At 62.2% G+C, this 10,590-nt stretch carries 13 protein-coding genes; 4 read left to right on the forward strand and 9 right to left on the reverse strand.

Annotated elements, in window-relative coordinates; genetic code table 11:
- From RMO81_RS09370 to RMO81_RS09380, 3 genes are all read right to left on the reverse strand, one after another.
- Window positions 1-704, reverse strand: a 704-nt coding sequence (locus tag RMO81_RS09370; protein WP_310475574.1) for an acetoacetate decarboxylase, incomplete at its 3' end; no start/stop codon positions are given.
- 13 nt (window positions 705-717) lie between these two features.
- On the reverse strand, window positions 718-1,473 hold the full coding sequence (locus RMO81_RS09375) for an acetoacetate decarboxylase (RefSeq protein WP_310475575.1): 756 nt from the start codon (window positions 1,471-1,473) through the stop codon (window positions 718-720).
- Between the two features lie 29 nt (window positions 1,474-1,502).
- The gene (locus RMO81_RS09380; RefSeq protein ID WP_310475576.1) at window positions 1,503-2,561 is read right to left on the reverse strand and encodes a patatin-like phospholipase family protein; all 1,059 of its coding nucleotides are present in this window, start codon (window positions 2,559-2,561) and stop codon (window positions 1,503-1,505) included.
- A 242-nt stretch (window positions 2,562-2,803) separates the two neighbouring features.
- Between RMO81_RS09380 and RMO81_RS09385 the strand changes: the two genes are divergently transcribed.
- Window positions 2,804-3,586: a 3-hydroxybutyrate dehydrogenase gene (locus RMO81_RS09385; RefSeq protein ID WP_310475577.1), complete on the forward strand. Its 783-nt coding sequence runs from the start codon at window positions 2,804-2,806 to the stop codon at window positions 3,584-3,586.
- 67 nt (window positions 3,587-3,653) lie between these two features.
- On the opposite strand, the gene RMO81_RS09390 is transcribed toward RMO81_RS09385, so the two are convergent.
- From RMO81_RS09390 to proS, 3 genes are read right to left on the reverse strand one after another with little or no spacing between them, the layout of a single operon-like run.
- Window positions 3,654-4,334: an ABC transporter ATP-binding protein gene (locus tag RMO81_RS09390; RefSeq protein ID WP_310475578.1), complete on the reverse strand. Its 681-nt coding sequence runs from the start codon at window positions 4,332-4,334 to the stop codon at window positions 3,654-3,656.
- Window positions 4,327-5,553 carry a lipoprotein-releasing ABC transporter permease subunit gene (locus RMO81_RS09395; protein WP_310475586.1) on the reverse strand — a complete coding sequence of 409 codons (1,227 nt, stop codon included), beginning with the start codon at window positions 5,551-5,553 and terminating at the stop codon, window positions 4,327-4,329. The genes RMO81_RS09390 and RMO81_RS09395 overlap by 8 nt, the downstream gene beginning before the upstream one ends.
- Window positions 5,554-5,570: 17 nt before the next feature.
- Window positions 5,571-6,893 carry a proline--tRNA ligase gene (gene proS / locus RMO81_RS09400; RefSeq protein WP_310475579.1) on the reverse strand — a complete coding sequence of 441 codons (1,323 nt, stop codon included), beginning with the start codon at window positions 6,891-6,893 and terminating at the stop codon, window positions 5,571-5,573.
- A gap of 541 nt (window positions 6,894-7,434) precedes the next feature.
- Between proS and RMO81_RS09405 the strand changes: the two genes are divergently transcribed.
- Window positions 7,435-8,217, forward strand: coding sequence for an enoyl-CoA hydratase-related protein (locus tag RMO81_RS09405; RefSeq protein ID WP_310475580.1), 783 nt, complete (start codon window positions 7,435-7,437; stop codon window positions 8,215-8,217).
- Between the two features lie 197 nt (window positions 8,218-8,414).
- On the opposite strand, the gene RMO81_RS09410 is transcribed toward RMO81_RS09405, so the two are convergent.
- The 3 genes from RMO81_RS09410 to RMO81_RS09420 all read right to left on the reverse strand — a co-directional run bounded on the left by RMO81_RS09410 (window position 8,415) and on the right by RMO81_RS09420 (window position 9,242).
- Window positions 8,415-8,567, reverse strand: a complete 153-nt coding sequence (locus RMO81_RS09410; protein ID WP_310475581.1) for a hypothetical protein — start codon at window positions 8,565-8,567, stop codon at window positions 8,415-8,417.
- Window positions 8,568-8,741: 174 nt separating this feature from the next.
- The gene (locus RMO81_RS09415) at window positions 8,742-8,891 is read right to left on the reverse strand and encodes a hypothetical protein (protein WP_310475582.1); all 150 of its coding nucleotides are present in this window, start codon (window positions 8,889-8,891) and stop codon (window positions 8,742-8,744) included.
- Window positions 8,892-8,924: 33 nt separating this feature from the next.
- The gene (locus RMO81_RS09420; protein WP_310475583.1) at window positions 8,925-9,242 is read right to left on the reverse strand and encodes a hypothetical protein; all 318 of its coding nucleotides are present in this window, start codon (window positions 9,240-9,242) and stop codon (window positions 8,925-8,927) included.
- 211 nt (window positions 9,243-9,453) lie between these two features.
- Between RMO81_RS09420 and RMO81_RS09425 the strand changes: the two genes are divergently transcribed.
- Window positions 9,454-9,957 (forward strand): hypothetical protein, encoded by a 504-nt coding sequence (locus RMO81_RS09425; protein WP_310475584.1) that lies wholly within the window; start codon window positions 9,454-9,456, stop codon window positions 9,955-9,957.
- A 217-nt stretch (window positions 9,958-10,174) separates the two neighbouring features.
- On the forward strand, window positions 10,175-10,590 hold a 416-nt coding region (locus tag RMO81_RS09430; protein WP_310475585.1), incomplete at its 3' end, for an MOSC domain-containing protein.

Raw genomic sequence — 10,590 nt, forward strand, 5'->3', positions numbered from 1 at the left:
GGCAGCGTCATGTCGGTAACGATGTGCAGCCCGCCCATTTGTTCCAGCACCGGCAGATCGGCCATCGGGCAGTTGACGGCATGCACCAGTTCCAGCCGCGCGCGGCCGGTCCAGGCACCCTTTACCACCACCTGGTCGAAATTGATGCCAACCAGCTGGGCAATCGCCGGCGTGCCGTCGATATCGGGGATCAGCTTCAGCGTCACCTGGGTGCGCTTCAGCATCGCCGCGATCTCAGCGAGATCATCCGGGCTGCTGTGCTTGTAGACCATGGTGCCGCTGGCAACCGTCTGGCCGGCATAGGTCAGCACGCCGGTCAGCGTGTCGCTGGCGGTTTCCAGCTTGGGCTGGCCGTATTTCATCGGATAGCCCCAGATCTCGCGGCCACCCGCCAACGGCGGGCAGTTATCGACATACATCTGGACGAGGAAGTTGCACTTTTCGCCATTCAGCGTGCACGGGATCGTCTGCACGGCGGCCGAATAGGCGCCAAAGCCTTCGCCATCGGGGAGATCGAGCCATTGCACCGACACCACATCGCCATCGGGCATCAGCGGTTCCGGCAGCAGCTTGCGGATCATCGCGGCATCGGTGCGATACTGGATGATCATATACTGGCGGTTGAAGAATTTGTACGGCCCCGTTGGATAGGTCGGGCTCTGCAACGGCATCGAGCTGAGTTTCAGCACATCCTGCTTGTTCATGTCCTGTCCTCCCTCAACCGGCTGCGTCTTTGATGTAATCGAACAGCACGCGGCCGTGCGGCAACGTAAGGTCGGAAACGAAATGCTTGCCGCCCACGATGCGCAGGATCGGCAGATCGGCCACCGGCGCATTCACGTGCGGGATCAGTTGCAGCCGCGCCGGGCTGATCCAGACGCCCTTCACCGTGATATTCTCAAGATTATAGGCGACGAGCTGGCAGATTTTTGGGCTGCCATCGACATCGGGGATGATCTTGAGATTGCACGATGTCTTGGTCATGCCCTTGGCCTGGGCCTCGCAGCCGCCGGGGGCTTCCTGCCATTTATAGGCCATGGTGCCCATCGCCACCGATTGGCCGGCATAGGATAGCGTGCCGGTCAGCGTGTCGGAGGCGACCTCCAGTTTGGGCAGCGCATATTTCTTGGGGAAGCCCCAGATTTCACGGCCACCATCGATCGGCGGCTGATCATCCAGATACATCTGGGCGGTATAGTTGATCGGTTCACCGTTGAAGGTGCACGGGATCACGATGCCGCTTTCGGTGTAATCGCCAAAGCCCGAGCTGTCGGGCATGCGGATCCATTCGTAAAGCACGTGGTTATCCGCATTCGGCACCAACGGTTCCGGCACGGCAGCGCGCAGCAACACCGGATCGGTTTCATAGGTGATGATCATGAATTCGCGGTTGATGAAGCGGTATGGCCCCAGCGGATAACTGGGCGCGACCGCCGGCATCGACGGCAGTTTCAGAATTTCTTCAGGTGTCATGGTTCCACTTGCCCCCTAGCCAAGCTGAATCAGAGAAAAGATGATTTGACGTCGGTGGACGAACGCACGCCGACATCATTGAAATGTTCGTCCAGCCACTTGCTGGCCGTCGCACGGCCCACATCGCGCAGCTTTTTCATGAAGCCCCAATCCGGGTTCAGTTTGCTGGTGACGCCCAGGCTGGTCATATATTCTTCGTCCTGGATCGAATGGATCAGCATGCGGCGATGCTTTTCATCGTTCAACTGGCCATCATCGATCAGGTGGCTGACAAAGGCGATCGCCCGCATTTCGCGCATCAGGCTGCTGTTGAAGCTGATTTCGTTGATGCGGTTCATGATGTCCTTGGCGGACTTGGGGATCTCGTTGCGGTTCAACGGGTTGATGTGGACGATCACCACATCGTTGGTCTCGCTGCCGTAAATCAGCGGGAAGATCGCCGGGTTGCCCATGTAGCCGCCATCCCAATAACCTTCGCCATCGATTTCGACGGTGTGGAACATGAACGGCAAACAGCCCGAGGCCAGCACCTGATCCGGGCCGATCTCGTGATTTTCGAACATCCGCACCTTGCCGGTGCGCACATTGGTGGCCGACAGGAACAGCTTGACCGGGCAACCTTCACGCAGCACGTTGAAATCAATCGAGCTTTCCAGCACCTTGCGCAGCGGGTTGACGTTCATCGGATTGAGTTCGTACGGCGACATGATGCGGGACATGATGTCCATCATCATGAACACCGGGCTGTAATCCAGATTATGGTTGTTCAGCGCCTTGTCGATCCACGACGGCTGCAGCGGCCCCTTGGCGCCTTCGTCACTGATCTTCTTCCAGAATTTCTCAAGTTCCTCACGGGCGCCATCAGCACCACCGATGGTCAGGCCATAGCCCAGCACCGTCGCGTTCATCGCGCCGGCACTGGTGGCGGAAACGGCATCGAACACCACCCGGCCATCTTCGAGCAGGCGATCGAGCACACCCCAGGCAAAGGCCCCGTGCGCCCCGCCGCCCTGCAGCGCCAAATTGACTTTCTTGCTGTTCGCGCCCGCAACATAGGCCGGCGCAGCACGCCCATTACCCGCAGTCATAGTCTATCCCCCGTCCACAGCACGACAACATTGATTTCGTGGTGGAAGGATTGGATAACCCGCGACACACAAAGCGGCAAGGACGATTCGCCGCAGGTGCGAACTCTTCATAAAGCAGACACGAAATTCAAACATAAGCTGTGGACAGCGCGCGATACCGGGGAAAAACGCCGCCAGTCTCACCAGCCAGTTTCTCAACCAGGTTCAATTACCGCGCAAACGCAATCATCGGGGGATATGACATGCTTAACGGACTTAGTGCGATCGTGACCGGCTCCACCAGCGGCATCGGTCTTGGCATCGCCAATGTGCTGGCATCAAAGGGCGCCAATCTGGTCATCAACGGCTTTGGCGACGCTGCGGCCATCGAAGCCGAACGCGCCAATCTTGAAGCCAAATATGGCGTGAAGGTCGTCTATAGCGGCGCCGACATTTCCAAGCCGGCCGATGTGAAGGCCATGGTCGAACTGTGCGTATCCAGCTTTGGTTCGGTTGATATTCTCGTCAACAACGCCGGCATCCAGTACACCGAAAGCGTCGAAGCCTTCCCGGCCGAGCGTTGGGATGCCATCATCGCCATCAACCTGTCGGGCATTTTCCATGCCATCCAGGCCGCTCTGCCGCACATGCGCGCCAAGGGCTTTGGCCGCATCATCAACATCGCCTCGGTCCACGGCCTGATCGGCAGCACCCACAAGGTCGCCTATGTCGCTGCCAAACATGGCGTTGTCGGCATGAGCAAGGTGGTCGCGCTGGAAACCGCTGGCAGCGGCATCACCTGCAACACCATCTGCCCGGGCTGGGTGCACACCCCGCTTGTGCAGAAGCAGATCGAAGCCAAGGCCGCCGAACAGGGCATCAGCGTTGAACAGGCCACCGAAGAACTGCTGACCGCCAAGCAGCCTTCCAAGCAGTTTGCCACGCCGGAACAGATGGGCGAACTCGCCGCCTTCCTGTCCAGCGAAGCCGCTGCCCAGATGACCGGCATCGCCATCCCGGTCGATGGCGGCTGGACCGCGCAGTAAGGCACCTCTGTTCCGACTCCCTCCCCCTTGAGGGGAGGGAGCTGGCCTGCATCACGTATGGCCCTGTCTAACCGGCGACCAACCGCCCGCCCGCAAGACTGACCACCCGGTCCATCTTGCGGGCCAGGGCGATATTGTGGGTGGCGACCAGCGCCGCCGCTCCGGATGAACGCACCAGATCAAGGAACGCGGCCAGCACCAGTTGCGCTGTGGCTTCATCCAGATTGCCGGTCGGCTCATCGGCCAGCACCAGCGCCGGGCGGTTGGCCAGCGCGCGGGCGACGGCGACGCGCTGCTGTTCCCCGCCCGACAGTTGCGCCGGCTTGTGGGTAAGCCGGGCGGCAAGGCCAAGCGCGGTCAGCAGTTCATCGGCGCGGGCACTGGCCAATGTTTCCGGCACAGCGGCCACCATCTGCGCCAGCATCACATTTTCACGCGCGGTAAAATCCGGCAGCAGATGGTGGAACTGATAAACAAAGCCCAGGCGCTGGCGGCGCACGCGGGTGCGGCCCAGATCATCAAGTTTGGCAACCGGTTCGCCGCAGATGCTGATATCGCCGGTGAAGCCGCCTTCCAGCAGGCCCACCGCCTGCAGCAAGGTGGATTTGCCCGAACCTGATGGCCCGAGCAGCGCCACGATCTCGCCGGGCGCCACGCTCAGATCCACACCGGCCAGCACATCGATGCGGGCGTCGCCCTGTTCAAAACTGCGCGACAGGCCGCGCACGTGCAGCACCGGCTCATTCATAGCGCAGCACCGTCACCGGATCGGTGGAAGCCGCCTTCCACGCCGGATAGAGCGTGGCGAGAAAGCTGAGGAACACCGCGAGGACGACGATGCCGAGCACCTCCATCGGATCGGTCTTGGCCGGGAGCAGGGTCAGATAGCGCACCGACGGGTCCCAGATATCGGCACCGGTGAGCGCCGACACACCGTCGACAATGCCCTGCCGGAAGGTGATGAGCGCAAAGCCGAGCACAAGCCCGGCCGCGACGCCGGCTGCACCAATCAGCGTGCCAACGGTCACGAAAATGCGCATCATCGCGGCCCGGCTGGCGCCCATGGTGCGCAGGATGGCGATGTCCCGGGTCTTGGCGCGCACCAGCATGATCAATGACGACAATATGTTGAACACCGCCACCACGATGATGATCGACAGCACCCAGAACGACACCATCTTGTCCACCACCAGCGCCGAAAACAGCGCCGAATTGCTGACCTGCCAATCATTGACCACCGCCAACCCGGCGAGTTTCTGGCGCAGCGGTTCAAGGATGGCCTTGGCCTTGTCGGGATCATCGGTGACGATCTCGATCATGCCGACCGCATCATCAAGGCGCAGCAGCGTCTGCGCGTCTTCCAGCGGCATCACCACAAACGCCTTGTCGTAATCATACACGCCCACTTCAAACACCGCGACCACCGTGTAGGCGACGATGCGCGGCACCGTGCCGAACGGCGTCGATTGGCCGGCCGGGTTGATCAGGCTGATCTGTTCACCCACGCGCACGCCCAGCTGCTGGGCCAGTTGCGCGCCGATGGCCACCGTGCTGGCGCCCGGCGCCATCGCGGTTAGCGATCCGGCCCGGATGTTGGTGGCAATCTCTGGCGTGGAACGGATATCGGCCAGCCGCATGCCGCGCACGATCACGCCTTCAACGCGGCCACCCACACTGCCCATCAACGGCTGTTCGATCAGTGGCAGCGCCGCCGTCACGCCCGGCAGCGCCCTGGCATCGGCCATCACCTGCGGCCAGTTTTCCAGCCGGCCGCCATAGCCCTGCACGACGGCATGGCCATTCAACCCCAGGATGCGATCGAACAATTCGGCGCGAAAGCCGTTCATCACGCTCATCACCGCGATCAGGGCGGCAACACCCAGCGCGACGGCGACCAGGCTGATGCCGGCCACCAGGAAGATGAACCCCTCCCCCTGGCCCGGCATCAGATAACGCCGGGCGATCATGCGTTCATAGGGCGTGATCAAATGCGGCCCGCGATTTTCGCCACGACAGCATCAATCGGCACTTCCACCCGCTCACCGGTGGCGCGGCGTTTCAGTTCGACGATACCCGCAGCCAAACCCTTGGGCCCAACGATCACCTGCCACGGCAAGCCGATCAGATCGGCGGTGGCGAATTTCGCGCCGCCGCGTTCGTCGCGATCATCGTACAGCACATCCACGCCCGCCGCGCCGAAATCGCCATAAAGTTTGTCGGCCGCAGCCAAGCAGGCCGCATCATCGGCGCGCAGGTTGATCAGCGCCACCGTGAACGGCGCCACGGCATCGGGCCACACGATGCCGGCATCATCATGGCACGCTTCGATGATGGCGCCGACAAGGCGCGACACGCCGATGCCATAACTGCCCATCAGCGGCGTGACCGGTTGGCCATCGGGGCCCTGCACGGTCATCCCCATCGGCGTGGTATATTTGTCGCCGAAATAGAACACCTGGCCCACTTCGATGCCCTTGGACTGCTGCAGCGCCGTCCCGCAGGCGGCTTCGGCGGCAAGATCGCGCTTTTCATCGGTGGCAGCATAATCGGTGTTCAGCCCGTCGATGAAGGCGCTCAATGCGCCGCGATCATCGGCATCGATGGCACTGGTGTCGCGCGCCTTCAGCCAATTTTCGTGATAGAACACATCGCTTTCACCGGTTGGGGCCAGCACGATGAATTCGTGGCTCAGGTCGCCGCCAATCGGCCCGGTATCGGCCTGCATCGGAATCGCGTTCAGCCCCATCCGCGCAAAGGTGCGCATATAGGCAATGAACATCCGGTTGTAACTGTGCCGGGCGCCATCGAAATCCACGTCAAAACTATAAGCATCCTTCATCAGGAACTCACGCCCGCGCAGCACGCCAAACCGCGGCCGCACTTCATCGCGGAACTTCCACTGGATCTGGTAAATGTTGCGCGGCAGATCACGATAGCTCTTGGCGCCGTTCTGAAAAATCGCGGTGAACAGTTCTTCGGCGGTGGGGCTGAACAGCATCTCGCGGTCGTGGCGATCGGTGATGCGCAGCATTTCCGGGCCATAGGCGTCATACCGCCCCGATTGCTTCCACAGATCGGCCGATTGGATGGTGGGCATCAGCACTTCGATGGCGCCGGCGCCATCCTGTTCTTCGCGCACGATCTGTTCGATCTTGGCCAGCACCCGCCTGCCCAGCGGCAGCCAGGCATAAATGCCCGACGATGTTTGCCGCACCATCGCGGCGCGCAGCATCAGCTGGTGGGAAATCACCTGGGCTTCGCCGGGTGTTTCCTTCAGAACGGGCATGAAATAGCGGGACAGGCGCACGATAATCTCTTCTTCACGGTGTGATTGTGAATGCGGCCTTAGCATGGCTGGCTATTAGGGCAAACGGGCAGGGCAAACGGGCAGGGCAAGCCGGCCGCCGTTCACTTAACCCTAACCAATTGTTGCAACCATGTCACAGTTGGCAAAATCGTTGTGCGTCAACGCATTCTGCGCCCTGACAGCAACAAAGAATCGGCATATCAAATGCCAACGGATGTGCGCCGCGAGGGACATATCCACAACGGATAGACGGCAGGATCGACCACGCAAGGGGTTTTCCTGTTTGTCTTTCACCGCTGCGCGCCGGTTCTGATCGGGTCAACCAGGATGGGCTTAGGCTGCGCACGCCGGCTGGGGCAGATGGGGGCATTGGTCCCGGCCGGCGTCGAGTGGTGAAGGATGTTCAGTCTCGTCACCGAAGGGCCCGGCCAGGCAAAGGCCGGGCCCTTTTGGTTTGTGCCGCGCCCACACCCCACCCTTTCATCAGGCCGCCCGCGCCCGCCCGCCATGGCACAACCCCACCAGCAACGGAGGATTTGCCATGGCCTATGAACATGTGACGGTGGAACGAGACGGGCGCATCCTGGTGGTGACCATCAACCGGCCCGAACGGATGAACGCCCTGCACCCGCCCGCCAATGCCGAGCTGGATGCCGTGTTCAACGATTTCGCCGCCGATCCCGAACTGTGGGTCGCCATCATCACCGGCGCCGGGGAACGCGCTTTTTCCGCCGGCAACGATCTGCGCTGGCAGGCCGAAGGCAATGCCATCACCGTGCCGCCGTCGGGCTTTGGCGGGCTCACCAGCCGCTGGGATCTCGATAAACCCGTGATCGCCGCGGTCAACGGTGTCGCCATGGGCGGCGGTTTCGAAGTGGCCCTGGCCGCCGATATCATCCTGGCTGCCGATACCGCCAGCTTTGCCCTGCCCGAACCCAAGGTCGGCCTCGCTGCGCTGGCCGGCGGCCTGCACCGGCTGCCGCGCGCCATCGGCGTCTCCCGCGCCATGGCGATGATCCTCACTGCCCGCACCGTTTCGGCCGCTGAAGGCAAAGACCTCGGCTTCGTCGCCGAAGTCGTGCCGGCCGCCGATCTCCTCACCCGCGCCAAGGCGCTGGCCGCCGCCATGTGCGAACTCTCGCCGCTGTCCCTGCGCGCGTCGAAACAGGCGGTGCTCAAAGGCCTCGAAGAACCCTCCCTGCGCGCCGCCTATGAAGGCCAGGGCAAATATCCCGCCGTCGGCGCCCTGTTCCGCAGCGAAGACCTGCGCGAAGGGCCGCTGGCCTTTGCCCAGAAACGCAAGCCGGAGTGGAAGGGCAAATAGGGCCTCCGGCGGGCAGGGACTCGTCCCTGCACCCGTTTGTTTTGGGGCGGCGCCCTATTTCCCCTCTCCCCCTGCGGGAGAGGGCGAGAGACGCCGCAGGCGGCACGTGAGGGGTTTCGCTTTTGGTAGCCCAAGGCGCGACCCCTCACCCCGCCGCGCTGCGCGCGAGTCGCCCTCTCCCGCAGGGGGAGAGGGAATCAGAATAATTTGCTTTGGCTCTTCACGTCCACCGGCGCCGCCTTGAACATCGCCGGGTTCACGTTCGGGATCACCGGGCGCCTGCCGGCAAACAATTCGGCCAGCGTGATGATCTGGCTGTCTGCCGTCTTGCCGTCCGGCGATTTGAACAACTGGCTGTAGGTGGCGTTCGAATTGAACGGCGGATCGAGATAGACCCAATCAACGCTGGTATCGGGACCGGTTGTTCATGGCGGCCACGCTAACGCCTATTTTGGGAGAGCGTAAGAAAAAAGCGGGTGTCCGGCCCATCACCGAACACCCGCCCTCAGGCTTTGGCCTGTCCCTTACGGGCAGCAGCTCATGGCTGCATCACAGCAAGCGAGCAAGAGGTCGCAGCAGGACATGGCCAGACTGGCAAGCTGATCCGGCCCAGCGGCGAAGGCTGCCGAACTGGAACCAAGCAGCACAGCTGCGGCGATGATGTATTTCTTCATGATGATATCTCCGTTGATGGCGAAATGAATTGATCAGCCTGAAATTCGGGGAGGCGGCGGTTCCGGGCCCTCGTTCACAACAAGCCGAAACTTTGCGAGCAGTGGTGCATAAATGATCGATAAGGCATCGGTCGGAATGGCGAACGACTGACCGGCTGCCGGGAGTGACTGGCATAGAGCGATGCAGTAGATCTGGCACTGCGCGGGCGCCTGCTCCGCACAATCACCACATTCGCCGTTTTCAGCCTGCATCGTTGCCATGGGTGTGCATCCGTTGGCGGCATATGTCGCCTCAAGCGGCAGCAGCGCCACGAGGAAGGCCGCAAGCAAGAGAAACAGGCGGTGAAGCATTCTAGAGAGCATAGTGGTCCATTCGTCTCATTCAAGCCATTCGTTACACAAATCGATTGCCAATGGCCGTCTGTTGGCTCGCGCCCGCATGACCTCACGTGACGCCTATGGGACTGCCCGAAATCGAAAGTGGGTTGCCAAGGGCTCAGCCCCTGCCCGCCGGAGGCTCTTCTGCTGTCCTACACGACCGACACACGCTAAACTCCCCGCCATGAGCAGCACCCTTCCCGCACCCGCCCCCTATGACGCTGGCCGCCATGATGGCTGGACAGCGGAGCGGCAGCGGGTGTTTCTGGAGATGTTGGCGCAGACCTGTTCGGTGGTGGCGGCGGCGCGGGCGGCGGGGATGAGCCGGCGGGCGGCGTACCGGTTGCGGATGCGGCCGGATGCCGAGGATTTCCGGCGCGGGTGGGATTTCGCCCTGACCGAAGGCGTGCGCCAGATCGAGCTGGTGGCGCTGGATCGGGTGTTGAACGGCGAGGAAGAGGTGGTGGAGCGCGAGGGGATGACGGTGGCCGTGCGCCGCCGCCCGTGCGATTCACGCCTGTTGATTCACATGCTGAAGCGCGAGGATGGCCGGGGCGAGAGTTTGCGGCAGGTGACGCGGGAACTGGCCGAGCTGCGCGGGGTGCTGGATGGGCTGGTGGATCGACTGGGCGGTGAAGCGCCGTTGGTTTTGCCGCCGGAAAACAGCGGAATCCGGGGAAATCTGTGACCTTTGTGACCTTTGGGACGCCTGACATGAAAGAGGCCGTGCGTTGCCGCACGGCCTCAACATTGTCATCCAGCTGCGAAAGCCGGTGTCTGGTGTCAGCGAACCCCGACCGTGACCGGGGCCACCAGCGCCTTCGCGCCGTGAATGAAGCAATGAGACACTGGATCACCTCCTTTCAGCTTGTTGAGCAGAAAGCGCAGTGTCAGAGGAAATGGCCATGATCGCAAGAGGCATAATCACGCAGCTCCGCATTGGCCGGCCGCAGGTGCTGGCGGGCCACAAGATGCTTTCTGCCTATCGCCGGCAGCCTGTTGCCGGCCCGGTGGCGGTGCACGCGCTGGGGCTGGAGGGTGATCAGGTTGGCAACACCCGCGTGCATGGCGGGCCGGAAAAGGCGATCTATGCCTATCCGGTATCCGGCTATGCGGCGTGGATTGCCGAGTTTCCGGCGCTGGCCGATCGCTTTCACATTGGAGCGATGGGCGAAAATCTGGCGGTTGATGGCCTGGACGAAACCAGCCTGTGCCTGGGCGATATCGTCCGCTGCGGCACGGCCACCTTGCAGATCGCGCAGATCAGGGAGCCGTGTTCGACGTTCGCCGCTGCCATGGGCACGACGCGGGTGGTGAAGGC

The organism is Sandarakinorhabdus sp., from assembly GCF_031422795.1.
In the GTDB taxonomy this organism is placed as follows: Bacteria; Pseudomonadota; Alphaproteobacteria; order Sphingomonadales; family Sphingomonadaceae; genus Sandarakinorhabdus.

What these genes read in the sequence shown, in the direction of transcription:
- RMO81_RS09420 (WP_310475583.1), bottom strand. Translation starts at nt 9,242, where the DNA reads ATGCTTCACCGCCTGTTTCTCTTGCTTGCGGCCTTCCTCGTGGCGCTG.
- RMO81_RS09380 (WP_310475576.1), bottom strand. Translation starts at nt 2,561, where the DNA reads ATGACTGCGGGTAATGGGCGTGCTGCGCCGGCCTATGTTGCGGGCGCG.
- RMO81_RS09395 (WP_310475586.1), bottom strand. Translation starts at nt 5,553, where the DNA reads ATGATCGCCCGGCGTTATCTGATGCCGGGCCAGGGGGAGGGGTTCATC.
- RMO81_RS09390 (WP_310475578.1), bottom strand. Translation starts at nt 4,334, where the DNA reads ATGAATGAGCCGGTGCTGCACGTGCGCGGCCTGTCGCGCAGTTTTGAA.
- RMO81_RS09385 (WP_310475577.1), top strand. Translation starts at nt 2,804, where the DNA reads ATGCTTAACGGACTTAGTGCGATCGTGACCGGCTCCACCAGCGGCATC.
- RMO81_RS09405 (WP_310475580.1), top strand. Translation starts at nt 7,435, where the DNA reads ATGGCCTATGAACATGTGACGGTGGAACGAGACGGGCGCATCCTGGTG.
- RMO81_RS09425 (WP_310475584.1), top strand. Translation starts at nt 9,454, where the DNA reads ATGAGCAGCACCCTTCCCGCACCCGCCCCCTATGACGCTGGCCGCCAT.
- RMO81_RS09375 (WP_310475575.1), bottom strand. Translation starts at nt 1,473, where the DNA reads ATGACACCTGAAGAAATTCTGAAACTGCCGTCGATGCCGGCGGTCGCG.
- RMO81_RS09415 (WP_310475582.1), bottom strand. Translation starts at nt 8,891, where the DNA reads ATGAAGAAATACATCATCGCCGCAGCTGTGCTGCTTGGTTCCAGTTCG.